This window comes from Sphingomonas sp. BE123, from assembly GCF_031456015.1.
In the GTDB taxonomy this organism is placed as follows: Bacteria; Pseudomonadota; Alphaproteobacteria; order Sphingomonadales; family Sphingomonadaceae; genus Sphingomonas.
Window position 1 is genome coordinate 1,510,719 of sequence record NZ_JAVDTW010000001.1, and the last position, 23,560, is coordinate 1,534,278.

Consider the following 23,560-nt stretch of genomic DNA (forward strand, 5'->3'; position numbering starts at 1 on the left):
GCCTCAGTCGATCAGTTCCAGCGCCACGGCGGTCGCCTCGCCGCCGCCGATGCACAACGATGCCAGCCCGCGCTTCTGCCCGTTATTCTGCAACGCGGCGATCAGCGTCGCCATGATCCGGGCGCCGCTCGCGCCGATCGGGTGACCCAGTGCGCACGCGCCGCCATTGATGTTGAGCACATCGTGGGGGATCGAAAGGTCGCGCATCGCGATCATCGCGACCACGGCGAACGCCTCATTCACCTCGAACAGATCGACATCGCCGATCCCCCAACCGGCCTTGGCCAGCGCCTTCTGCATCGCGAATACCGGCGCCGTGGTGAAGCGCGCCGGGGCATGGGCGTGGCCCGCATGCGCCACCAGCCGCGCGACCGGGGTCAGCCCAAGCCGCTCCGCCACCGACGCCCGCGTCATGACCAGGGCCGCGGCGCCGTCCGAGATGGACGAGGCATTGGCTGCCGTGACCGTACCGTCCTTGGCAAAGGCGGGCTTGAGCGTCGGAATCTTCGCGGGGTCGCCCTTCGCCGGCTGTTCGTCGGTGGCGACGGTGACCACGCCCTTGCGGGTCTTGACCTCGACCGGCACGATCTCGCGATCGAACCCGCCCGAGCGCTGCGCCTGTTGCGCGCGGGTCAGGCTGGCAATGGCATATTCGTCCTGCGCCTCGCGGGTGAACTGATATTCGGTCGCGATCTCCTCGGCATAGGTGCCCATCGCGCGGCCCGGCTCGTACGCATCCTCGAGCCCGTCGAGGAACATATGGTCGTACAGCCGGTCATGGCCGATCCGCGCGCCAGTGCGGTGCTTGAGCGAAAGGTATGGCGCGTTGGTCATGCTCTCCAGACCGCCCGCGATGATCAGGTCGGTCGACCCCGCGACCAGCGCGTCCGACGCCATGATCGTCGCCTGCATGCCCGATCCGCACATCTTGTTGACCGTCGTCGCCTCGATATGCTGCGGCAGGCCGGCGCGGATCGCCGCCTGACGCGCGGGCGCCTGGCCAAGACCCGCGGGCAACACGCAGCCCATATAGATACGCTCGATCGCCTCACCCTTGAGCCCCGCGCGCTCGACCGCCGCGCCGACCGCCGTCGCGCCCAGTTCGGTGGCGGTCACATCGGCCAGCGCGCCCTGCATGCTGCCCATCGGCGTCCGGGCATAAGAAACGATGACGACGGGATCGGTGGACATGTTGGCCTCTCCGGGAGTTTGCGTTGCGGGCGATCTAGGCTTGCGCCCCGGCAAATGCAAAAGGGAGCGACGATGGAACTGCTCGACATCCTCAAATGGTTCGCCTCGATCAGCGGCATCGTCGCCGCGTTCATGGTCAGCCTCGACAATGGCCGCCGGGTCACCGGATGGGGCTTTGCGCTGTTCGTTGCGTCGAGCATCGCATGGATCAGCGGCGCGGTGATGGAGGGCGAAACCCCGCTGCTGTCACAGAATCTGGTACTGTTCGGGATCAACATTTTCGGCGTCTATCGCTACCTGATCCGCAAAAAGGCGGTCGATGGCTGAGCTTTACTGGCCGACTCTCCTCGGCATTCTCGGCGCGGTATTCGGCAGCTTCATCGCAACCGTCGCGATCCGCTGGCCTCAGGGCCGCAGCGCGTTGCAGGGGCGATCGGCATGCGACGGGTGCGGCAAGCCGCTGGCAGCGCATGAGCTGATCCCGCTGGTCAGCTTCCTGCTGCAACGCGGGCGATGCCGCGCTTGCGGGAACGCCATCCCCCGCGCCCATCCCGCCACCGAGATCGCCGGAGCCGTGATAGGAGTCGCCGCCGGACTGGTCGCGCCCGGATGGGAAGGCGTTGCAGGCGCGGTGTTCGGCTGGTTGCTGCTGGCGCTGGCCGCGCTCGACCTCGCCGCTTTCTGGCTGCCCAATCTGCTGACCGGGGCACTGGCCGCCGCGGGTCTTGTCGACGGCATTTTCTTCGAGCCGGGCTGGATCGACCGGCTCCTTGGCGGCCTGATCGGCTTTGGTCTGCTCTATCTCGTCGCCTTCAGCTACCGCCATGTCCGCAAGCGCGAGGGGCTGGGCGGGGGTGATCCCAAGCTGTTCGGGGCGATCGGCCTGTGGCTCGGCGCGTCGATGCTGGCCCCGGTCCTGCTGGGCGCAAGCGTTACCGGCCTTGCCGTCGCATTGGTCATGAAGCTGTCAGGGCGCGAAATCGGGATGACGAGCCGGCTTCCGCTTGGCACATTGCTCGCCATCGCCGCATTCCCGGCGTGGCTCTATTCGGTCGGAGTGTGACGATGCGCGAGATTCTGGATGCCCAGCGGGCAGCGTTCATGGCGGAGCTGCCGGTCGGGCTGGACGTGCGCAAGGATCGCCTCAAGCGCGCCGCAGCGATGGTGCGCGACAATGCCGCCCGCTTCTGCGACGCGTTGAGCGAGGATTTCGGCCATCGCAGCCGCCAGCAGTCGATGATCACCGACATCGCGGCATCGGTTTCCCCGCTCGAGCACGCGCGCAAGTCGCTCGACCGCTGGGCGCGGCGCGAGAAGAAGCCGGTGATGTTCCCGCTCGGCCTGCTCGGCGCCAAGGCATGGGTCGAATATCAGCCCAAGGGCGTGGTCGGGATCATCTCGCCGTGGAATTTCCCGGTCAATCTGGTGATGAGCCCGCTCGCCGGGGTGTTCGCCGCCGGCAACCGCGCGATGGTGAAGACCAGCGAATTCACGCCCGTCACCGCCGCGCTGTTCGAGGAACTGGCACCCAACTATTTCGATCAGACCGAACTGGCGTTCGTGAGCGGCGGGCCGGACGTCGGCAAGGCCTTTGCCTCCCTGCCCTTCGACCATCTCCTGTTCACCGGCGCCACTGGGGTCGGCCGCCACATCCTCCACGCCGCAGCGGATAATCTGACCCCGGTGACACTGGAGCTCGGCGGCAAGTCGCCCGCGATCCTGGGGCGATCGGCCAGTCTGGCGCAGGCGACCGAGCGGGTGGCGATGGGCAAGATGCTCAACGCCGGGCAGATCTGCATCGCGCCCGACTATCTGATGGTTGCGGCGGAGCAGGAGGCGGCGGCGGTCGACGGCATCGTCGCGGCGGCTTCGGCGATGTACCCGACGCTGCTGAGCAACCCCGACTATACCTCGGTGGTCAACGACCGGCATTATGCCCGCCTGACCGCGGCGATTGCCGACGCGCGCGACAAGGGTGCGGAGGTGATCGAAGTCAACCCGGCGAACGAGGATTTTGCCGCGTCGAACAGCCGCAAGCTGCCGCTGCACATCGTCCGCAACCCAACCGACGACATGATCGTGATGCAGGAAGAGATTTTCGGCCCGATCCTGCCAGTACGCAAATATGACAGCATCGACGGCGCCATTGCCGAGGTGAACCGGCGCGACCGACCGCTCGCGCTTTATTATTTCGGCAGCGACGATGGCGAGCGCCGTCGGGTGCTCGACCGGACCATTTCGGGCGGGGTCAGCCTCGACGACACGATCTTCCACGTCTCGATGGAGGAGCTGCCGTTCGGCGGGATCGGGCCGTCGGGCATGGGCGCCTATCATGGCGAACCAGGCTTCCGCACCTTCAGCCACGCCAAGTCGGTGTTCAAGCAGTCGAAGCTCAACGTCGCCAAGCTCGGCGGGCTGATGCCCCCTTATGGAAAGGCGACCGACACGGCAGTCAAGCGACAGCTTGGCTGACGCGCCGGTCGCTGCGCGTCAGTTGCCGGTCAGGATGCGGTCGACCAGTTGCTTCACCGTCGGCACGAAGCCGTTGGAATAGAAGGGGTCGCGCTTGAAGTTGTAGGCGGCGTGGCCCGCGAACATCAGATTCTGGTCGGTCGGCCCGCCATGCGCGATGTCCTGCAGCGTCTTTTGAATGCAGAAGCTGCGCGGGTCGGCGAGACGACCGGTCGAATTGGTCTCGCTGTCCGCCCAGCTCGAAAAGCTGCACTGGCTAAGGCAGCCCATACAGTCTGCCTGATCCTTGCGGATCACCTGCTTTTCGACCGGATCGACGAAGATCAGCGTGTTGTCAGGGGTCTTGAGCGCGTCGGTGAAGCCGAGGCCGACCCATTCGCGGGCACGCAGCAGGTCGTTGCGGGTGACCCAGAAATTCTTGCCCTTCACCCCGACATCGAGCTGGAAGGTGTGGTCGCCCGCCGCTTCGGTCGAATAGGCGATCTGGCGTTCGGAACGCGCCTCGAGGCTGCGCAGGAACGGGTTGCGGACGGCTGACGAATAAAAGCCGGTCGGCGAGAAGCGGTGCAGCAGCACGTCGCCCTCTTCGATCTCCATCAGCTTCGACTTCCACTCCTGCGGGATCGGACTTTCCTGCGTCAGCAGCGGCCGCGTACCGAACTGGAAGGCGATCGTGCCAAGCTCGGGATTGTCGATCCAGTCGTTCCAGTCGCGCAGATACCAGACGCCGCCGGCCATCACGATCGGTACAGCGTCCGAAATGCCGCCCTCGCGCATCACCGCGCGCAGTTCCTTGACGCGGGGATAGGGATCCTGCGGCGCGCGGGGGTCTTCGGCGTTGGACAGGCCGTTATGCCCGCCGGCGAGCCAGGGATCTTCGTACACCACCGCCGCCAGCCATTCGCTCGCCTTGGAATAAGCGCGCTTCCACAGCGCGCGGAACGCGCGGCCGGAGCTGACGATGGGCAGATAGTTGACGCCGTAGGACGCGGTGATCTCCGACAGCTTGTACGGCATGCCCGCGCCGCAGGTGACGCCGGCGACCATGCCGCGGGTCCGCTCCAGCACGCCGTGCAGGATGCGCTGGGCGCCGCCCATTTCCCACAGCACGTTGATGTTGATCGCGCCCTTGCCGCCCGAGATTTCGAACGCGCGCTTGACCTGCTGCACCGCGCCCTCGATCGCATAGGCGATCAGTTCTTCATGGCGTTCGCGCCGGGTCAGCGCCTTGTAGATCTGGGGGATGATCTTGCCATCGGCATCATAGCTGTCGGCATTGACCGCGCTGACCGTACCGATGCCGCCCGCTGCGGCCCAGGCCCCTGCCGAAGCGTGATTGGTCGCCGCGACACCCTTGCCGCCCTCTACCAGCGGCCACACTTCCTGGCCGTTATAGACGATCGGCTTCAAACCCTTGAACAAGACATCCTCCAGAAAATTTCGCGCTATGTTTAGCCGCGATCCTTGAATTGTGCGAGGGGAATTACCCCAGCGCGCCGGGGCGCCCAGCCGCCTCGGCGTACAGCTTGGCATAGGCAGCGATCATCGCCTGTTCGTCGAACAGTTCGCGCGCCCGCGCCTGGTTCGCCTTGCCGACAGTGCGGCGCGCGTCGGGATGGGCGGCGAGCACCTCGATCCGGTCGCGCAAATGGACCGGATTCCAGTCCTTGCTGATCGTCGACACATTTTCGGGATCGACCATCTTGGCGACGTCGCCGACCGGGGTCGACGCGATCGGCAGCCCCGCCGCCATCGCCTCCATCACCGCAATCGGTTGCTGCTCGCTCTTCGACGACAACGCGAAAATGTCGAACAGGCCCATGTACTTGTGCGGATCGGGCAGGAAGCCGGCGAGCAGTACCTGCTTTTCCATGCCCATATTGGCGATCGTGTCCTCGATCGCCTCACGGTCCGGCCCCTCGCCGACGATGACCAGTTGCGCCTTGGTTTTCATGCCGCCGACCGCACGGACCAGCATCGGAATGTCCTTGACCGGCCGCAGCCCGGCCAGCGTGCCGACCACGACATGGCCGGGCAGCCGCTTGAAGCCGGGGATCGCCCTGGGATCGGGCTTGCGGCCATAGGCGGCGACGTCGATTCCGTTCGAGATGCGGTGCAGCCGCGCCCGGGGCTGTTTCCAGACATGGTGGGCGATGCTTTCCAGCGTATGCGACGGCACCACCAGCCCATGCGCCGCGGTCAGCGCGATGCGGCGGTACATGTTGCGGACGCGGTTGAGGCGGAACGCCTCGTCCGCATTGAAGCCGTCTTCGTGGTGGATCACCGGGGGCATGTTCTTGCCGAACACGCGCCGCGCCATCACCCCGTCGATCGCGCCCCAGTTGTAGGTCAGGACCAGATCGAACCGCGCCATGAACTTGGCAATCGCCTCGTACCGGGCGACCGACGGCTTGCCGGTCAGCGGCGGCGGGTTTTGCGCAATCTCGTAGCGGACGCCCTTGGCGATCGCGTCGCGCGCGCCAGTGGCCCCCTCGACCCCGGAGACGATGACATGCTTCGCCCGGTCGCCGAACGCGTTCATCAGGCGGACGGCACGGGCTTCCTTGCCGCCAAGGTCGAAGCTGGAGTGGAGGTGCAGGATGTTGAGCATCATCGGCCCCTTGCAGTTGTCATTTTCGGGGCGGAGTCAACCGGAGTGCCGGACGAAGCGGACATAAATGCGCGTGTATCGGACGGAAGCGATCGCACGGCATTTGCGACGGGGTGGGTCCTGGACCGGGACGCTGGCGGTGAGCGACCGTGGCGCGACGCGCGCGCGACAGGCTCAGGCCGAGGATGTTGCGCCAGGGGGAGACGGATCGTGTCCACCCCAAGGGTAGATCAGAATAAATCCAACATTGGAAGGGTTTTGGCGGGCAAATAGTACGCGGCGCTTCTTCTTAGCCCTCTCCCGCTTGCGGGAGAGGGTTGGGTGAGGGTCTTATCTTATCCTCCCCCGCCAGGGGGAGGTGGCGCCGCAGGCGTCGGAGGGGGAGGACGGCTGTGTCCTTTCGGCTTTTGCCGATGTGGTTCCTCCACCTCCGTCAGCGCTTTGCGCTGCCACCTCCCCCTTGCGGGGGAGGATTGAGTTGGTCGCGGCGTTTGGTGGCGATCGACATGATTTGCGTGACGACGCCGTCGAGATGTTCCAGCACCTCTTGCGCCGCGTAGCGCATGGTGCGGACGCCCTGCTCTGCCAGCCATGCGTCGCGCTCGGCGTCGCGGGCTGGACGATCGCCACGCGCGTGCGCTTCGCCATCGACCTCGATCGCCAGTCGCGCGGGGGCGCAGTAGAAGTCGAGGATATAGGGTCCGGCGGAGTACTGCCTACGGAAACGCAGCCCCGCTGAATTGGCCCGTAGTGCTAACCACAGGCCGATTTCCGGCGGGGTCATTTGCTTGCGTAGCTGGCTGGCGTTGCGGCGGCTGGGTTCCGATCCATTCAGGCGCATTGCCGTCCTCCCCCTCCGTCGCCTTCGGCGCCACCTCCCCCTGGCGGGGGAGGATTTTTTAAGTCACCCGCGCCAGCAGCCGGTCGATCGCCGCTTCCGCCTCGGCCTCCGTCAGGGTCGGGGTGTGCCCCGTATCGGGGATCGTCACCAGTTCGCTGCCGGCAACCTTGGCATGCATGCGGTCCGCCACCGCTGCGGGGAGGATGTCGGAGGTGCCGCCGCGGACGATCAGGAGCGGTTTGTCGGCCAGCGCGTCGAACGCGCGCCACATGTCGGGGCCGGCTTCATTGCCGGGAACGCGAAAGGGTTCGGCGATCTTCATGTCATAGTCGAGCACGATGCGGCCCGCGCTGGTCAGGCGGTACAGGCGCTTGGCCATGTCGAGCCATTCGGTGATGCCCCAGTGCGGGTAGACATGCGCGTTCGCCTCGGCCACCGCACGCGCCGCGTGCATCCAGGTGGGGTGCCAGCTGGGCTTGCCGACATAGCCACGGATGCGGCCGAGGCCTGCGGGATCGATTTCCGGCCCGACATCGTTGAGCACCGCGCCCGCGATCCGTTCGGGATGGGTCGAGGCCATCAGCATCGTCAGGATGCCGCCAAGCGAGGTGCCGATCGCAACGAAGCGGTCGAGCTTGAGTTCGCCGACCAGTGCCTCCAGATCCTGAAGATAGGTCAGCGGGACATAGGTCATCGGGTCCTTGGCGTAACCGCTCTCGCCGCGTCCGCGCAGCTCGACCGCGATCACGCGCCACTCGCCCGCCAGCCGCTCAGCGAGCTTTTCATAGTCGCGCGCATTGCGGGTCAGGCCGGGGATGCAGACCACCGGCGGCCGGTCCGACCGGCCCGGATAGTCGCGATAATGCAGCCGCAGTCCGTCGCCGGACCACCAATAGCCGTCGGTAAAACTGGGCAGGTTGCGCGCGGTCGCCATCGTCCCCCATATCGCTGCATGGCCGATTTCCCGCAAGCGCCCGCGTACATGCCCGATCCGGCAGTGCTGAAACTGGGCGACAGTTTCTACGATCCGGTCGATGCCGCCGACTTTCCGCAGACCGTTTTGCGCTTTCGCAACGATCGCGCGGCGGCGGAGGTTGGGCTGGACACGTTGAGCGACGACGCGTGGCTGCGCCATTTCGGGCGGTTTGCGCCGCTGCCCGGCAATCTGCCCCGGCCGCTGGCGATGCGATACCATGGCCATCAGTTCCGCGTGTACAATCCCGAGCTGGGCGACGGGCGCGGCTTTACCTTTGCGCAGATGCGGCGCGGGGCGGACGGCGCGCTGATGGAGTTGGGCACCAAGGGCTCCGGCCAGACGCCTTGGAGCCGGTTCGGCGACGGGCGGCTGACGCTGAAGGGCGGGGTGCGCGAGGTGCTGGCGACCGAGATGCTGCAGGCGCTGGGGGTCAATACCTCGCGCAGCTTCTCGCTGGTCGAGACCGGCGAGGCGCTGGAGCGCAACGACGAGCCCTCCCCCACCCGCTCCGCCGTGCTGGTGCGGATGAGCCATGGGCAGATCCGGATCGGGACGTTCCAGCGGCTTGCCTATCATGGCGATGCCGAGAACATGCGGCGGCTGGTCGACTGGTGCCTGGCCGAATTGTTCGGGGTGGTGGCGGCGGCGGATCCGGTTGCGCAGCTGCTGGGGCTGGCGGTCGATCGCACCGCGCGGCTGGCGGCAAGCTATATGGTCGCCGGCTTCGTGCATGGCGTGCTCAACACCGACAATATCAATGTGACCGGCGAGAGCTTCGACTATGGCCCGTGGCGGTTCGCGGCGACATTCGACCCGGGCTTTACCGCCGCCTATTTCGACCATGCCGGCCTCTATGCCTTTGGTCGCCAGCCCGATGCGATCCTGTGGGACGTCGCGCAGCTGGCGGTGTCGCTGCGCCTGATCAGCGAAGCGCCGCCATTGATCGCGCAGCTCGAGCGGTTCGAGGCGCAGTTCCGCCATGCCTATGCGCCGTTGCTGCAGCGGCGGCTGGGCATCGTCGCGCCGACGGGAGCGGACGCGACCGAGCTGGGCTGGACGCTCAAGGATGCGGTCGAGCAGGCGCTGATGGCAACCGGCCACGCGATCGACCGGTTCTTCTTCGACGGGTTTGGCGGTGCGCTGCCCGACAGCTATGGCGCGGATTGGGACGCGGTGCGCGCGGCGCTCAAGCCCTATGCGCCGGTTCCGCGCGGGCGAAACCATCCCTATTTTACGGGTGCACCCTGCGCGCTGCTGTTCGGGGAGGTCGAGGAAATCTGGGCCGCCATCGACCGCGCCGACGATTGGGGACCGTTCCAGGCCAAGGTCGCGGCGATCCGCGCACTGGGCGACGCGCTCGATCAGCCGGGATGTCACGGGTGAGGTGGCATCACGCTTAATAGCTGCTAGAGGACGTCCAATCCTCTGGGCTCCAACGCATAGAAAGACCCATGCCCGCCACGGAAATCATTTCGACCGAACCCGCCACCGGTGCCGTGCTGTGGCGGCACAAGATCGGCGATGTCGACGGAGAGGTTGCCAAGGCCCGCGCGAGTTGGGCCGAATGGGCGGCGCGCCCACTCGCCTACCGGATCGAGGCGCTGCGCCGTTTCGCCAATGTCGTGCGGCAGAAGAGCGATGCCTTCACCGACCTGATCGCGCGCGAAACCGGCAAACCGCTGTGGGAAGCGCGGACCGAGGTCGAGACGGTGATCGCCAAGGTCGATATCTCCGTCACCGCCTTTTCCGAGCGCACGGGGCAGCGGCGGATCGACGCCCCGATGAACACGCGCCTCGCGCTGCGGCACAAGCCGCATGGCGTGCTGGCGGTGCTGGGGCCGTATAATTTCCCGGCGCATCTGCCCAATGGCCATATCGTCCCGGCGCTGCTCGCGGGCAATGCGGTGGTGTTCAAGCCGTCGGAAAAGACCCCGGCGACCGGCGCGTTTCTGGTCGAATGCTTCCATGCCGCGGGCGTGCCGGAAGGGTGTATCCGCCTGCTGATCGGCGGGCCGGACGAGGGCAAGGCGCTGGCGTCGCATGACGGGATCGACGGGCTGTTGTTCACCGGATCGGCCCGCACCGGCATCGCGCTCAACCGCGCCTTCGCATCGAAGCCGGAGAAGATCCTGGCGCTGGAAATGGGCGGCAACAACCCGATCCTGGTGTGGTCGACGCCCGACATCTATTCCGCCGCGGTGCTGGTGGTGCAGTCGGCCTTCACCACGGCTGGCCAGCGCTGCACCGCCGCGCGCCGCCTGATCGTCGACGAGAATTTGTTCGAGCCGCTGGTGGGCGAGGTCAACAAGCTGATCGGCCGCCTGATCATCGGTGAGCCGCATGCCGATCCGGCGCCGTTCATGGGGCCGGTGATCGACAATGACACCGCCGACCTGCTGACCGAAAGCTTCCTCGAGCTGACCTTCATGGGCGGCAAGCCGTTGCGCCACATGGAGCGACCGATTGCCGGGCGGCCGTTCGTCACCCCGGCGATGATCGACATGACCGAGGCCAGGGAAAAGCCCGATGTCGAGCTGTTCGGCCCGATCCTGCAGGTGATCCGCGCCAAGACGTTCGAAGAGGCGATCGCCGAGGCGAACAACACCCGGTACGGCCTGTCGGCCAGCCTGGTGAGCCAGGACCCCCAGCTGTACGACCAGTTCTGGGCCAATATCCGCGCAGGGATCGTCAACTGGAACCGGCCGACCAATGGCGCGAGCTCGTCGGCGCCGTTCGGGGGCATCGGCTGGTCGGGCAATCACCGGCCCAGCGCCTTCTACGCCGCCGATTACTGCGCCTATCCGGTGGTATCGTCGGAAGCGGAACAGGCGCGCGTGTCGATCGGCATCGGGTTGCGCGACAGCTGAACCGGATCAGCGCTGGCCCGCTGCAGCGGCGGCAAGCCCCCAGCTGAGGTAGATCTGGAATTTGAGCGGCTCCTGCAACGCCCGGAGCTCGGCCTGGTCGGCGGCGGCATAGACGCGTTTGCGTCGGACCGCCGCCAGCGTCGCGTCGATGCCCGATTTGAGCAGGACGCGCGCCTCGGCAGTGCGGCGCACGACCGCCAGCGCCTTGCCGAGTTCGATGTCGGCCGCGGCGCGGGCCGGATCTTCGGCATGGGTGCTGGCCCGCACGATCGTGCGGAGTTCGCGGGTCGCCGCGACATATGCCGGCGCGTCGCCGCGCTGTTCGGCCAATGTGCGGCGCGAGCCAAGCACGGCGACGAGCGACGCCGGATCGAATTTGGCCCGCTCACGCGCGATGACCAATGCCGCGTCGAGATCTGCCTGGGCAGCCGCCAGGTCGCGGCCGGTCATTGCGAGCACCGCGCGCAGCCGCAGAATATCGAGCCAGCCCTTGTCCTTTCGCCGCAGATGGTCGGCAAGAAAGCTGCGGTCATAGGTCGCGATGGCGCGCTCGAGCAGCCGCTTGCTCGCGACCGGATCGCGCCGATACAGCGCGCGCCGGGACAACATCGTCGCAACCGCCGACACCGTCATGTCGAGCCTGGCCGGCGCCGGATGCGTGGCGATTTGGGCGGTCATCCAGCGCTCGAGCCGGTCCCACAGCGGCGCCGCCTCACCCCGCCGACCCTCACGGTCCAGGCGCTCCGCATATTCGGCGAGGACCTGAACGGTGAGCGCGTCGAGATTGCGCGGCACGGCGGCGATCGCCTGCTGCATCCAGCGGTCATAATCGCCCGGGCGCGACGTCAGCAATGCAAGGCGCGCCTGCATCAGATGCCAGTAAAAACCGATCTGGCTGTCGGAGAGTCCCGTTTCCCCCGCCGCGCGACGATAGGCCGATGCGATCAGGTCCATCAGATCGACCCGGCCCATCAGCTGCGCAACGTTGAAGCTCGTCCAGAAGCGCGAGACGCATGAATCCAGAAATCCGAACCGTTCCTGCATCCGGCTTTTCGTGCAGATCGCCTCGTCCTGTTGCAGTGCAGCCGCAAACTCGGCCAGTTCCGCATCGGTGAGCTGGCGTTGGGCATGGACCGGCGCACTGAACAGCACGCCGAACGCTGCAAAACCGGTCAGGCAGGCAAGCAAAGCAAGTCGCATCGCCCCAGCATAGGCCGCACAGGCAGCGAGACAATGGTCGGGATCGGTCACCGCGGCGTTCCGGACCCGGTCGATTAAATCTTTGCGATAAAAGGCGGAACTCGCCGTACCCTGGGTCATTGAGCGGGCATTGTGACCAAGATTGCTTCCCCCGCCCATCCGCGTGCCGATCGTTTGCACCGCGAAGCCAGCAACTGCCTGCAGATCGCCGTGCGCGAGCGCGATCCCGCCTTTACCGCGCAGCTGATTGACGAGGCGCTGCGCCTGGCGGCGCGGGCGCGGGACCTGCGCGCAAGCGATGCGGCAAAGATTCGCTAGCCTCTCGCAAAGCAACCCTCGGTTGTCGCTCGACGCCGCGCGGACCATCTGGACGCAATGGCTTCCCTGCTCGATCCCGAGGCGCGCGGTCGCGTCATCCTTGTCGGCGCCGGTCCCGGCGATCCCGGCCTGCTGACCGTCCGCGCGGTCGAGGCGCTCAAGTCCGCCGATGTGCTGGTCCATGACGGGCTGGTCGATCCGCGCGTGCTCGACCTGGCACCCAATGCGCACCGCATTTGCGTCGCCAAGAAGCGCTCCAAGCACACCGTGCCACAGGACGGCATCAACGCGCTGATCATCGCGCATGTGAAGACCGGCGCGATCGTCGTGCGGCTGAAGGGCGGCGATCCGTTCATCTTCGGCCGGGGCGGCGAAGAGGTCGAGGCTGTGCGGGCGGCAGGCTTGAAGGTCGAGGTGATCCCCGGAGTCAGCGCGGCGCTGGGCGCGGCGGCGGAAGCGATGCTGCCGCTGACGCATCGCGACTGGTCGAGCGCGGTCAGCTTTGTCGCTGGCCAGTGCAAGGGGCTGAAGGATCAGGACTGGTCCGGCCTTGCCGGCAAGGGCCGCACGCTCGTCATCTATATGGGCGTCGCGACCTGCCCCGACATCGCCGAAAAGCTGATGGCCGACGGGGTTGCGCCGGACATGCCGGTCGCGGTGCTCGAACGTGCGACGCTGCCCGGCAGCCGCGCGATCCGCACCCTGCTCGCCGATCTTGGCCCGATGGTCGAGCGCGAGCAGGTGCAGAGCCCGGCGATCATCGTCGTCGGCGAAGTGGTCGCGCTGTCGGACGCGCAGGACAAGCTCGCCAGCTGGGCGAAAGCGGCGGAGGCACTCGCATGAAATTGCTGACCGGAAACGATCTTGCCACCGGCGACGTGACCTGGTGGACCGGCACAGGCTGGTCGCGCCATGTCGCGGACGCCGTCGATGTCGGCGAGCAGGGCGAAGCGATCGCGCAGGCCGAGGAAGGCGCGCGGCGGGTCAACACCCCCTATGTGATCGACGCTACCGCCACGCCCGAGGGACCACGCCCCGCGCATATCAAGGACCGCATTCGCGCGCTCGGCCCCACCGTGCGCCCGGACCTGACGCTCAAACCCGCCGATCCCAATGCCGGCAGCTGGGTGATCTGACATGTACAAATATGACGAATATGATCACTCCATCGTCGCGGCGCGCGTCGAGGAGTTTCGCGATCAGGTGCAGCGCCGCCTGGCCGGGCAGATCACCGAGGACCAGTTCAAGCCGCTCAGGTTGATGAACGGCCTGTATCTGCAGCTGCACGCGTACATGCTGCGCGTCGCGGTGCCCTATGGCACGCTCGACAGCCGCCAGATGCGGATGCTGGCGCATATCGCGCGCAAGTACGACCGCGATTACGGCCATTTCACCACGCGCCAGAACATCCAGTATAACTGGATCAAGCTGGAAGACGCGCCCGACATCCTCGCCGAGCTGGCGACGGTCGAGATGCATGCGATCCAGACGTCGGGCAACTGCATCCGCAACATCAGTTCGGACCAATATGCCGGCGCCGCGGCGGACGAGCTGACCGATCCGCGCCCTTGGGCCGAATTGCTGCGCCAGTGGAGCACCTTCCACCCCGAATTCAGCTATCTGCCGCGCAAGTTCAAGATCGCGGTGATCGCGGCGGACGCGGATCGCGCGGCGATGCGGCTGCACGATATCGGGCTGCAGATCGTGGAGCGCGACGGCAAGCACGGCGTTGCCGTCTATGTCGGCGGCGGCATGGGGCGCACCCCGATGATCGCGCCGCTGATCAACGACTTCGTGCCGTTCGAGGACTTTCTGTCCTACATGGAAGCGTGCCTGCGCGTGTATAATCGCTATGGCCGCCGCGACAATATGTACAAGGCGCGGATCAAGATCCTGGTCCATGAGATCGGCGCCGACAAATATCGTGACGAGGTCGCGGCCGAGTTCATCGCGGTCAAGAAGCTGGGCATCGATCCGCCGCGCGCGGAGTTCGACCGCATCGCCGCGCACTTCGCCGATCCGGCGTTCGAAACGGGCCTGAGCGACGAACTCGACCGCAGCGATCCCGACTTTGCGGTGTGGCTCGACCAACAGGTCGTGGCGCACAAGCAGCCGGGCTATGCCATCGTCAATATCAGCCTGAAGCCGGTCGGCGGTATTCCGGGCGACGCATCCTCGGCGCAGATCGACGCGATGGCGGACCTGGCCGAGCGCTACAGCTTTGACGAGCTGCGCGTCACCCATGCCCAGAACATCGTCCTGCCGCATGTGCGCAAGGCGGACCTGTATACGGTGTGGCAGAAACTGGTCGAGGTCGAGCTGGCCGACGCCAATCTCGACCTGATCAGCGACATCATCGCCTGCCCCGGCCTGGATTATTGCAGCCTCGCCAATGCGCGGTCGATCCCCGTGGCGCAGAAGATCGCGACGCGCTTCGCCGATCTTGGGCGGCAGCGTGAACTGGGCGAGTTGAAGCTCAAGATCAGCGGCTGCATCAACGCCTGCGGCCACCATCATGCCGGGCATATCGGCATCCTGGGCGTCGACAAGAAAGGCGTCGAAAACTACCAGCTCTCGTTCGGCGGATCGGGCGCGGAGGACGTGTCGCTCGGCCAGATCACCGGCCCGGGGTTCAGCGAGGACGGCGTGGTCGACGCGGTCGAGCGCGCGACCGAGGTCTATCTGCGCGAACGTGCGCAGGGCGAACGCTTCGTCGATACCTATCGCCGCATCGGCATGGCCCCGTTCAAGGAGGCGATCTATGGTTGATGCGCTCCGTTTCCGCACCGACGAACCGCATGACGAACCGGCCGTGACGCTGGATGCGTTTCTCGGCCAGTCCAACGCCACTGCGGTGCGCCTCGAATCGAGCGAGGATGCGCGTGCGCTGATCCCGCATCTCGACCGGCTGTCGCTGGTGGAAGTCAGCTTCCCCAAGTTCCGCGACGGGCGCGGCTATTCCGCGGGCCGCATCCTGCGTGAGGCGGGCTATACCGGCGAGCTGCGCGCGCAGGGCGATGTGCTGGTCGACCAGATCCCGCTGATGCGCCGCTGCGGCTTCGACAGCTTCGCGCCCGAGGCGCCGGTCGACGAAGCGGTGCTGGCGGCGAGCCTCGCGCGCTATGACGCGGTCTATCAGGGCGCGGCGGACGGGGCGGTACCCGTCTGGAAACGGCGGCATGGCTGACGCAGCCGCCCGCCGCGTGGACCGCATCGACGTCGCGCCCCGTTTCGGCGAGCGCGACGCGATCCGGCTGAACAACCTGTTCCGCGGCGTGCCGACGGAAGAGATGCTGCGCACCGTGCTGGCCGAGCAGATGGTCGGCGACGTCGCGCTGGTGTCGTCGTTCGGCGCGGAGAGTGCGGCGCTGCTGCATCTGGTCGCGGCGGTCGATCCGGCGGTGCCGGTGCTGTTCCTCGACACCGGCAAGCATTTCCCCGAGACGCTCGCCTATCGCGACACGCTGGTCGAGCGGCTCGGGCTGACCGGGCTGCGCGTTCTGACCCCCGACGCCGACATACTCGCCCGGAAGGACGAGAACGGGCTGCGCTGGTCGTACGACCCCGACGGCTGCTGCGAGATCCGAAAGGTGATCCCGCTCGACGCGGCGATGGCGGGCTTCGACGCAAGCATCACCGGGCGCAAGGCGTTTCAGGCGAGCACCCGCAACGCCCTCCCCCGCTTCGAGGTGGACGGCGCGGGCAAGCTCAAGGTCAACCCGCTCGCCGACTGGACCAAGGCGGATATCGAGGCCTATTTCGCCACCCACGACCTCCCCCGCCACCCGCTGGAGGCGCAGGGCTATCTGTCGATCGGCTGCGCGCCGTGCACCAGCAAGGTCAAGCCCGGCGAAGACCCGCGCTCGGGCCGCTGGGCCGGCTGGGACAAGACCGAATGCGGCATCCATACGCCGGTCGCGGACGGCGACCCCGACCTGCCGGTGTTCTGAGGATGGTTAACCCCCTCCCCTGAAGGGGAGGGGCTGGGAAGGCCTTACTCGTACGGCTCGGCCACCATGTCGCCGGCGTAATCGCTGAACCGCGTGAAGCTCGATTCGAAGCTCAGCAGCACCTTGCCGGTCGCGCCATGGCGCTGCTTGGCGATGATCAGTTCGGCGAGGCCGAAGACGCGCTCCATTTCGAGCGCCCATTTGGCGTGGTCCTCGAACACCTTGGGATCGTCGCCTTCGCGCGGGCGCTTGGGTTCGCGCGCGGCGACGTAATAATCCTCGCGGAACACGAACCACACCATGTCGGCGTCCTGCTCGATCGAGCCCGATTCGCGCAGGTCCGACAGCATCGGGCGCTTGTCCTCGCGGCTTTCGACCGCGCGGCTCAGCTGCGACAGCGCGATCACCGGGACGTTGATGTCCTTGGCCAGCGTCTTGAGGCCGCGGCTGATTTCCGAGATTTCCTGGACGCGGTTGCCGTCGCGATTGTTGCCGCTGCCCTGCAGCAGCTGAAGATAGTCGACGATGACGAGGCCGAGTTCGCCGTCATGCTTGGACTGAAGGCGGCGCACGCGGCTGTGCAGCGAGCTGATCGTCAGGCCGGCGGTGTCGTCGATATAGAGCGGCAACTGTTCGAGGTCGGCGGCAGCCTGCGCCAGCTGGGCGAACTCGGCCTTGCTGATATTGCCCATGCGCAGCGCTTCCGACGCGATGCGCGAGCTTTCCGACAGGATACGCAGCGCGAGCTGGTCCGCCGACATTTCGAGGCTGAAGAACGCGACCTTCGCGCCGATCGATTGCTTCGGGCTGATGCCCAGGCGGATATCGTCCATCATCCGCCGCGCGGCGTTATAGGCGATGTTGGTGGCGAGCGAGGTCTTGCCCATGCCGGGGCGGCCGGCAAGGATGATGAGATCGCTGTGATGCAGACCGCCGATACGGCCATTGACCGAATCGAATCCGGTGGTGACACCCGCGACGCCGCCGCCGGCACTCTGCGCACGCTTGGCATTTTCGAGCGCGATCTTGGTCGCTTCGTTGAAGGATTTAACGGTGTTGGCGGTGCCGCCATCGGCCGCGACCTTGAACAGCGCTTCTTCGGCGCGGTCGATCTGTTCGCGCGGGTTGACGTCCTCGCTGGTGTCGAGCGCCTTCTCCACCATGTTGCGGCCGACCGTCACCAGCTCGCGCAGCAGGGCAAGGTCGTAGATCTGGCGCGCGAATTGGCGCGCACCGATCAGCCCCGCGCCAGAGCCCGTGAGCTGCGCCAGATAGCCGGGGCCGCCCAGCTGGGCCATCCCCTCGTCCTTTTCGAACAGCGGCTTGAGCGTCACCGGGGTCGCCAGCATGTCCTGCTTGCGCAGCGTCTTGATCGCGCGAAAGATGCGGCCATGGACCGGCTCGAAGAAATGCTGGTCCTGCAGCACCTCGACAATGTCGTCGGCAAGCCGGTTGTCGATCATCATCGCGCCGAGCAACGCCGCCTCCGCCTCCACATTCTGGGGCAGGCGCGGGGCGGCATCCGCCGGGGCGGCCGAAGAAGCCGGGGGAATCGTAGCAAGTGTGGCCATGGCCCCCTTTCCCACTCCAGCGGTTGCGGCTCAACCCGCCACAAGCTGTTTATCCTGTGGACGAGACACCCGCGCGCCCGGTAGTGGCACAGCATGGCCGACCCCCGGATCATCGACGTCACGCTGGACGAGCGCACGATCCTGTGGCGCTCGGCGGATATCGAGCAGGAACGGCGCATCGCGATCTTCGACCTGATCGAGGAAAACAGCTTCGCGCCGCAGCGCGCCTATCCCGATGGCTATGCCGGGCCGTACCGCATCGCGCTGTCGGTGCCGGAGGGGCGGTTGCAGCTCGACATCAAGCGCGCGGACGATAGCGCGCTGGAGACGCTGATCCTCAGCCTCGCCGCCTTCCGCCGCCCGATTCGCGATTATTTCGCGATCTGCGACAGTTACTTCCAGGCGATCCGCAGCGCGACGCCGAGCCAGATCGAGACGATCGACATGGCGCGGCGCGGCATTCATGACGATGCCGCGCGCCTGTTGATGGAGCGGCTGGACGGCAAGATCGCAGTCGATCACGCGACCGCGCGGCGGCTGTTCACGCTGATTTGCGTCCTGCACATCAAGGCATGATGCGGCGTATCCGGATCCTGGCGGGCATCCTGCTCGCCCTGGCCCTGGTCGGCGTGGCCGGGTGGATGTGGGCGATCGGCTGGGCGCCATCGCGCAGCGATTATGCCGAGCAGGGGATCGATGTCGGCGACGAATCGGGCAAGATCGACTGGATGACGGTGCGCGGCGGGATCGACTTCGCCTATGCCCGGGCGACCAGCGGCGCGGACGTGCGCGACGCGCTGTTCGCCGAAAACTGGGCCGGCATGTATGAAGCAGGAATCCGCCGGGGCGCGCTGCACAGCTATTCGCTGTGTCAGCTGGCCAGCGATCAGGCGGGCAATTTCAGCGCGACGGTGCCGCGCGATGCCGACGCGCTGCCGGTCGCGATCGACCTGCGTTTTCACCCGGACTGTCCGGCACGCCCCGAACGCGACGTCGTGCTGGGCGAGGTGCGCCAGCTTGCCGCGCTGATCGAAACGCACAGCGGCAAGCCGGTGATGCTGCGGATCACCCCGGAGTTCGAGGCTCAATACCAGCTGAGCGCCGCGATCGATCGCCCGCTGTGGAGCACCGGCATGTTCTTTCCGCCCGAATATCTCGCGCGGCCATGGCGGTTGTGGCAGGCCAGCACCATCCGCCGCATCGAAGGGGCCGAACGCCCCGTAAACTGGACCGTGATCGCCCCATGACCGACACCCCTGAACTTGGGGACGCCCCCCGCCTGATCGCCGCCGCACGCGCGGCTGCGCGGAATGCGCACGCACCCTATTCGAACTTCGCGGTCGGCGCGGCGCTGCTGATGACCGATGGCAGCATCGTCACCGGCTGCAATTTCGAGAATGCGAGCTATGGCCTGTCGCTGTGCGCCGAGACGGTGGCGACCGCGCGCGCCAATGCCGAGGGGCGGCTGCGCGAAGTGGTTGCGGTCGGGATCATCGGGGGCATGATGACCGATGGCGTGGCGCATGGCAGCGACCCGATCCGTCCGTGCGGGCGGTGCCGTCAGGTGCTGAACGAGGCAGCGCAGCTGGGTGGGCGCGATCTGGCGGTGTTCTGCGCGGGGGCCGAGGGCGATGCGTATGAGACGCATCGGCTGAGCGACCTGCTGCCGCATGCCTTTGGTCCGGGGGATTTGGGGATCGGGTGAAGGCTTTTTGAGCGCACAACGACACGAAGCCACCAAGAGCGAAGCAGACAATCCCTGCGTTGCGGCCTTGGCGCGAACACAGTCTTTGTGGCTTCGTGCCTTTGTGCGAGCCAAAACTTTCCGAAGCTGCGCACAGCTGTTCCGTCCGTGAAAAATTCGCACTAGAGCCTGTCAGATGAGCATCCTCTCCGACATCTGGATTCGCGAACAGGCCCAGAAGCACGGCATGATCGAGCCGTTCGTCGAGGCGCAGCGGCGGGAGGGGTGCATCTCCTACGGCCTGTCCTCCTATGGCTATGACGCGCGGGTGGCGGACGAGTTCAAGATCTTCACCAATATCGACAGCGCGGTGGTGGACCCGAAGGATTTCGCGGCGACCAGCTTCGTCGATCGCCAGACCGATGTCTGCATCATCCCGCCCAACAGCTTCGCACTGGCGCGCACGGTCGAATATTTCCGGGTGCCGCGCGACGTGCTGGTGATCTGCCTCGGCAAATCGACCTATGCGCGGTGCGGGATCATCGTCAACGTGACGCCGCTTGAGCCCGAATGGGAGGGGCATGTCACGCTGGAGTTTTCGAACACCACGCCGCTGCCCGCCAAAATCTACGCGAATGAGGGGGCGTGCCAGTTCCTGTTCCTCAAGGGGAACGAGCCGTGTGAGACGAGCTATGCCGACCGCGCGGGGAAATATATGGGCCAGCGCGGCGTAACGCTGCCGCGGCTGTAGAGCCCCATTCCATCGTGATCCTCCCCCGCGAGGGGGAGGATTGACGAGCGGTAGCCCGGAGCGCTTACCGCCCAGCCATCTGCGCGGCGTCGAGCAGGCGCAGCCCGCGCTGCGCGACGACATGCGATGCAGCGACCTGGCCGTCGGCGACGTCCATCGCCACCGCCTTGCGCGCCAGCACCTGCTGGTACAGCGCCCGCGCTTCGGCCACGCGGCCGGTGCGCGCATAGACTGCAGCAAGGTTGAGCAGGACTTCGGGCCGTTCGGGGAAGATGCGCTGTTCGGCCAGCAGATGGCGCTCGGCGAGGTCATAGTCGCCGGCAGCGATCGCGCGATGGGCGTTGGGCTGATCGGCCACCTGGGCCTGAGCGGCGGGGGCAAGCGCAAGGGCGGCGGTCAGAGCGACGGCGGCGAAGGGAACACGCATGGCACACTCTCCTAATGTTACAAATCAATGACACCTAAATGTCATTAATGTGTCACATAGGCAAATGCGTTGTTTGCAATCGATCGCGGCGGGTCGAAGCGCCTGGGCAGAAACGAAAAAAGGGGCGGCCGAGGCCACCCCTTTGAATTTCGACAGTCGCCGCGACGATCAGAAGTCGTTGCGATACTGTTCGTTGCCGACGAAGCCGAGCTTCGAAACGGCGGACCGCTTGATCACCGCCAGCACTTCGTCGACGCGCTCGTAGCGCGCCTGCGGATCGGGCTGGAAGTGCAGTTCCGGTTCCGGGCTGATCGTGACGCTCTGGTCCAGATACTGGCGCAGGATGACGTCGTTGATCTCGCTGCCGTTCCAATAGATCTTCCCTGCGGGGTCGATCGTGATCTTGTTCTTCTGCGGCTCGATCACCTTGGGCGGCGGGTTGCCCTGATTCTGCGGAAGGTCGACCTTCACCGCGTGCGTCTGGGGCGGGATGGTGACGATCAGCATGATGAGGAGCACGAGCATGACGTCGATCAGCGGCGTCGTGTTCATCTCCATCATCGGCTGGCCGTCGTCTTGGCCGGCGCTCATTGCCATGATGTGTACTCCTGAACTTCGGGCTTACTGGGGCACGCCCAGCTGCGGCTGCGAGATGAAGCCGACTTTGACGAAGCCCGCATTCTGCATCGTGTAGATCACGCCGCCAATGCACTTGTACGGCGTGTTCACGTCGCCGCGGATATGCACTTCGGGAATGTCGTCCGGCTTGATGTTCGCCGCACCGACGCGGTCGACCACAGCCTGCAGATTGTCGCTGGCGCGCTTCAGCAATTCGGTGCTCGTGATCGGGGTCATCTGCCAGAACACCTGGCAATTGCCGCCCGCATCCGCGCGCACCGCGAGCAGCACGTTCTCCGGCTTGGTTTCGGTCGGTTCGAACTGCACCTTCGGCAGCTCAAGTTCGACCGACTGAATCGCGACGGGAATCGCGATCAGGAAGATGATGAGCAGAACCAGCATGACGTCCACGAGGGGCGTCGTGTTGATGTCCGACATCGGTTTTTCTTCGGCGCCATCGCCGCCTACACTCATCGCCATTGGCGCAATCCTATCTTTCGCATCCTGTCCCCGGACCAGACCGGCCCGGGGGCTGACCGTGCGGCGCGGCGAACCGCCACCGCACGGTTGTCAGTCGAACCTTCAGGCCTTGGCAGTGGTCGCGACCGGCGGCGCCTTCGGCGCAACCTTGCCGGTGACCGGACGGACGCGGCCGTCCGAAGCCAGATAGCCGAGCACGTCGTTCGAGAAGCCGCTCAGCTGCTCGGCGATCGCCTTGTTGCGGCGCTGCAGCCAGTTGTAGGCGAGCACGGCCGGAACCGCGACGACGAGGCCGAGTGCGGTCATGATCAGTGCTTCACCGACCGGGCCGGCAACGGTGCCGATCGACGCGTCGCCCGCTGCACCGATCTTGATCAGCGCGCGGAAGATGCCGACGACGGTACCGAACAGACCGATGAACGGCGCGGTCGAACCGACGGTCGCGAGGAAGGCGAGACCGCCGCCCAGCTGCGAGTTGATCGAGTCTTCCGAACGCTTGAGCGAGCCGTGCAGCCAGTCATGCGCTTCGATCGGATCGGTCAGTTCCTTGTACTGGTCCTGGGCGAGCAGCGCGTCGTCGACGATCTGGCGATAGGCCGAGTTCTTCTCGAGCTTCGCGGCCGCTTCACGCAGGCTGCCCGACTGCCAGAAGCTGGCACGGACGCGCTTGTACTGGTTCAGCACCTTCTGCTGCTCGAACACCTTGGTGAACAGGATGTAGAGCGAGAAGAAGAGCATGCCGGTCAGGATGATCGCGGTACCCCATGCGATCACGCCGCCCTCGTTCATGGCGTGCAGGATGTCGAAGTTCGCGGCCGCGGGCGCTGCTGCGGGGGCGGCGGCTCCGGCGAGGATGGTGGTCAGCATGTGCGGTTCTTTCCCTTGAAATAAAGATAGTGATGTCGGTGAGGATCAGTCTTCGAGCTGCCACCGGAAGCGCAGGGTCTTGGTACCCCCGGCCACCGGGTTGCCAGCTGCGTCGAGTGCCGGCGAATAGCGGCCGCGACGCGTCACGAGACTGCAGGTTGCATTGTCGAGCGCGGACGAGCCCGACGATGCGGTCACGCGGCAATTCTCGATCCGCCCCTGGGCGTTGATCGCGAAGGTGATGCCGACCGAACCCTCGTCGCCGGCGCGGCGTGCCGCGGGCGGATAGTCGTCCGGCGTGACCCACGACGCGGGGTTGCCGCGCGCGGCCGCAGCCTTGCTGATCGCCGGCGGCGCAGGCGGAGCCGGCGGTGCGGGCGGAGCCGGCGGCGCAGGCGGCGTCGGCGGCTGGCTGGGCGGAATCACGCTCGACACAGCAACCGGCGGCGGAGGCGCGGGCACCTGGACGATCGGCTTCTGCACGACCACGGTGGTGGGCGGCGGCGGGACCGGGGAATCCGGCGGCGGCGGCGGCGGGGGCACTTCCTCGGGCGGAGGCGGTGGCTCCTGAACCTCGAAGACTTCCATCTCCTCGGCCGCCTGTTTGACGAATTTGTAGGCGAGCCCGGTCACGAACACGTAACCGAGGGCGGCGAGGATGATCGAGACGACCACGATCGCCACGACCCGACTGCCTCCTACATCACGATCTGCGTAGGCCATTCAGCAACTAAAC

General features: G+C 66.3%; 27 protein-coding genes. 15 read left to right on the plus strand and 12 right to left on the minus strand.

Annotated elements, in window-relative coordinates; all coding sequences use genetic code 11:
* Window positions 1-3: 3 nt before the first annotated feature.
* Complete coding sequence (locus J2Y54_RS07510) at window positions 4-1,191, minus strand: acetyl-CoA C-acyltransferase (RefSeq protein WP_310038249.1); 1,188 nt, start codon at window positions 1,189-1,191, stop codon at window positions 4-6.
* 54 nt (window positions 1,192-1,245) lie between these two features.
* Between J2Y54_RS07510 and J2Y54_RS07515 the strand changes: the two genes are divergently transcribed.
* The 3 genes from J2Y54_RS07515 to J2Y54_RS07525 are packed head-to-tail and all read left to right on the plus strand — an operon-like array spanning window position 1,246 to window position 3,663.
* A complete protein-coding gene (locus tag J2Y54_RS07515; RefSeq protein ID WP_310038250.1) occupies window positions 1,246-1,518 on the plus strand; it encodes a hypothetical protein in 273 nt (90 codons plus the stop codon).
* A complete protein-coding gene (locus tag J2Y54_RS07520; RefSeq protein WP_310038251.1) occupies window positions 1,511-2,254 on the plus strand; it encodes a prepilin peptidase in 744 nt (247 codons plus the stop codon). The genes J2Y54_RS07515 and J2Y54_RS07520 overlap by 8 nt, the downstream gene beginning before the upstream one ends.
* A 2-nt stretch (window positions 2,255-2,256) precedes the next feature.
* A complete protein-coding gene (locus tag J2Y54_RS07525) occupies window positions 2,257-3,663 on the plus strand; it encodes a coniferyl aldehyde dehydrogenase (RefSeq protein ID WP_310038253.1) in 1,407 nt (468 codons plus the stop codon).
* Between the two features lie 18 nt (window positions 3,664-3,681).
* Here J2Y54_RS07525 and J2Y54_RS07530 read toward each other — a convergent pair whose 3' ends face one another.
* From J2Y54_RS07530 to J2Y54_RS07545, 4 genes are all read right to left on the minus strand, one after another.
* On the minus strand, window positions 3,682-5,085 hold the full coding sequence (locus J2Y54_RS07530; RefSeq protein ID WP_310038255.1) for a nitronate monooxygenase: 1,404 nt from the start codon (window positions 5,083-5,085) through the stop codon (window positions 3,682-3,684).
* 61 nt (window positions 5,086-5,146) lie between these two features.
* Window positions 5,147-6,277: a glycosyltransferase gene (locus tag J2Y54_RS07535; RefSeq protein WP_310038257.1), complete on the minus strand. Its 1,131-nt coding sequence runs from the start codon at window positions 6,275-6,277 to the stop codon at window positions 5,147-5,149.
* A gap of 430 nt (window positions 6,278-6,707) precedes the next feature.
* Window positions 6,708-7,115, minus strand: a complete 408-nt coding sequence (locus J2Y54_RS07540) for an endonuclease domain-containing protein (protein ID WP_310038258.1) — start codon at window positions 7,113-7,115, stop codon at window positions 6,708-6,710.
* A 58-nt stretch (window positions 7,116-7,173) separates the two neighbouring features.
* The gene (locus J2Y54_RS07545; RefSeq protein ID WP_405052884.1) at window positions 7,174-8,049 is read right to left on the minus strand and encodes an alpha/beta fold hydrolase; all 876 of its coding nucleotides are present in this window, start codon (window positions 8,047-8,049) and stop codon (window positions 7,174-7,176) included.
* A gap of 18 nt (window positions 8,050-8,067) precedes the next feature.
* Between J2Y54_RS07545 and J2Y54_RS07550 the strand changes: the two genes are divergently transcribed.
* Together J2Y54_RS07550 and astD are read left to right on the plus strand one after the other, a co-directional pair.
* Entirely contained in the window at window positions 8,068-9,474 is a 1,407-nt protein-coding gene (locus tag J2Y54_RS07550) for a protein adenylyltransferase SelO family protein (protein ID WP_405052885.1), read from the plus strand.
* 68 nt (window positions 9,475-9,542) lie between these two features.
* Complete coding sequence (astD, locus tag J2Y54_RS07555; protein WP_310038259.1) at window positions 9,543-10,958, plus strand: succinylglutamate-semialdehyde dehydrogenase; 1,416 nt, start codon at window positions 9,543-9,545, stop codon at window positions 10,956-10,958.
* A gap of 6 nt (window positions 10,959-10,964) precedes the next feature.
* On the opposite strand, the gene J2Y54_RS07560 is transcribed toward astD, so the two are convergent.
* Window positions 10,965-12,209, minus strand: a complete 1,245-nt coding sequence (locus tag J2Y54_RS07560; RefSeq protein ID WP_310038261.1) for a hypothetical protein — start codon at window positions 12,207-12,209, stop codon at window positions 10,965-10,967.
* A gap of 81 nt (window positions 12,210-12,290) precedes the next feature.
* On the opposite strand from J2Y54_RS07560, the gene J2Y54_RS07565 reads away from it, so the two are divergent.
* Genes J2Y54_RS07565 through J2Y54_RS07590 form a run of 6 tightly spaced genes read left to right on the plus strand, consistent with a single transcriptional unit; the run spans window position 12,291 to window position 16,426 of the window.
* Window positions 12,291-12,476 (plus strand): hypothetical protein, encoded by a 186-nt coding sequence (locus J2Y54_RS07565; RefSeq protein WP_310038263.1) that lies wholly within the window; start codon window positions 12,291-12,293, stop codon window positions 12,474-12,476.
* A gap of 57 nt (window positions 12,477-12,533) precedes the next feature.
* Window positions 12,534-13,319, plus strand: coding sequence for a uroporphyrinogen-III C-methyltransferase (gene cobA, locus J2Y54_RS07570; RefSeq protein ID WP_310038264.1), 786 nt, complete (start codon window positions 12,534-12,536; stop codon window positions 13,317-13,319).
* A complete protein-coding gene (locus J2Y54_RS07575; RefSeq protein ID WP_310038266.1) occupies window positions 13,316-13,612 on the plus strand; it encodes a DUF2849 domain-containing protein in 297 nt (98 codons plus the stop codon). The genes cobA and J2Y54_RS07575 overlap by 4 nt, the downstream gene beginning before the upstream one ends.
* A 1-nt stretch (window position 13,613) precedes the next feature.
* On the plus strand, window positions 13,614-15,245 hold the full coding sequence (locus J2Y54_RS07580) for a nitrite/sulfite reductase (RefSeq protein WP_310038267.1): 1,632 nt from the start codon (window positions 13,614-13,616) through the stop codon (window positions 15,243-15,245).
* Window positions 15,238-15,663: a DUF934 domain-containing protein gene (locus tag J2Y54_RS07585; RefSeq protein ID WP_310038269.1), complete on the plus strand. Its 426-nt coding sequence runs from the start codon at window positions 15,238-15,240 to the stop codon at window positions 15,661-15,663. Before J2Y54_RS07580 ends, J2Y54_RS07585 begins: the two co-directional genes overlap by 8 nt.
* The gene (locus tag J2Y54_RS07590) at window positions 15,656-16,426 is read left to right on the plus strand and encodes a phosphoadenylyl-sulfate reductase (protein ID WP_310038271.1); all 771 of its coding nucleotides are present in this window, start codon (window positions 15,656-15,658) and stop codon (window positions 16,424-16,426) included. The genes J2Y54_RS07585 and J2Y54_RS07590 overlap by 8 nt, the downstream gene beginning before the upstream one ends.
* Window positions 16,427-16,470: 44 nt before the next feature.
* Here J2Y54_RS07590 and J2Y54_RS07595 read toward each other — a convergent pair whose 3' ends face one another.
* Window positions 16,471-17,997: a replicative DNA helicase gene (locus J2Y54_RS07595; protein ID WP_310038273.1), complete on the minus strand. Its 1,527-nt coding sequence runs from the start codon at window positions 17,995-17,997 to the stop codon at window positions 16,471-16,473.
* A gap of 93 nt (window positions 17,998-18,090) precedes the next feature.
* Here J2Y54_RS07595 and J2Y54_RS07600 point away from each other — a divergent pair, with 93 nt between their 5' ends.
* From J2Y54_RS07600 to dcd, 4 genes are all read left to right on the plus strand, one after another.
* Entirely contained in the window at window positions 18,091-18,573 is a 483-nt protein-coding gene (locus tag J2Y54_RS07600) for a UPF0262 family protein (protein ID WP_310038274.1), read from the plus strand.
* A complete protein-coding gene (locus J2Y54_RS07605; protein WP_310038276.1) occupies window positions 18,570-19,244 on the plus strand; it encodes a GH25 family lysozyme in 675 nt (224 codons plus the stop codon). The genes J2Y54_RS07600 and J2Y54_RS07605 overlap by 4 nt, the downstream gene beginning before the upstream one ends.
* Window positions 19,241-19,702: a cytidine deaminase gene (locus tag J2Y54_RS07610; RefSeq protein ID WP_310038278.1), complete on the plus strand. Its 462-nt coding sequence runs from the start codon at window positions 19,241-19,243 to the stop codon at window positions 19,700-19,702. The genes J2Y54_RS07605 and J2Y54_RS07610 overlap by 4 nt, the downstream gene beginning before the upstream one ends.
* 175 nt (window positions 19,703-19,877) lie before the next feature.
* The gene (gene dcd, locus J2Y54_RS07615) at window positions 19,878-20,432 is read left to right on the plus strand and encodes a dCTP deaminase (RefSeq protein ID WP_066655586.1); all 555 of its coding nucleotides are present in this window, start codon (window positions 19,878-19,880) and stop codon (window positions 20,430-20,432) included.
* A gap of 64 nt (window positions 20,433-20,496) precedes the next feature.
* Here dcd and J2Y54_RS07620 read toward each other — a convergent pair whose 3' ends face one another.
* From J2Y54_RS07620 to J2Y54_RS07640, 5 genes are all read right to left on the minus strand, one after another.
* A complete protein-coding gene (locus J2Y54_RS07620) occupies window positions 20,497-20,859 on the minus strand; it encodes a tetratricopeptide repeat protein (protein WP_310038279.1) in 363 nt (120 codons plus the stop codon).
* A 168-nt stretch (window positions 20,860-21,027) separates the two neighbouring features.
* The gene (locus J2Y54_RS07625; protein ID WP_310038281.1) at window positions 21,028-21,456 is read right to left on the minus strand and encodes a biopolymer transporter ExbD; all 429 of its coding nucleotides are present in this window, start codon (window positions 21,454-21,456) and stop codon (window positions 21,028-21,030) included.
* A gap of 24 nt (window positions 21,457-21,480) precedes the next feature.
* Window positions 21,481-21,957 carry a biopolymer transporter ExbD gene (locus J2Y54_RS07630; RefSeq protein WP_310038282.1) on the minus strand — a complete coding sequence of 159 codons (477 nt, stop codon included), beginning with the start codon at window positions 21,955-21,957 and terminating at the stop codon, window positions 21,481-21,483.
* Between the two features lie 102 nt (window positions 21,958-22,059).
* Entirely contained in the window at window positions 22,060-22,824 is a 765-nt protein-coding gene (locus tag J2Y54_RS07635; RefSeq protein ID WP_310038283.1) for a MotA/TolQ/ExbB proton channel family protein, read from the minus strand.
* 45 nt (window positions 22,825-22,869) lie between these two features.
* The gene (locus J2Y54_RS07640; RefSeq protein WP_405052886.1) at window positions 22,870-23,508 is read right to left on the minus strand and encodes an energy transducer TonB; all 639 of its coding nucleotides are present in this window, start codon (window positions 23,506-23,508) and stop codon (window positions 22,870-22,872) included.
* Window positions 23,509-23,560: the final 52 nt, after the last annotated feature.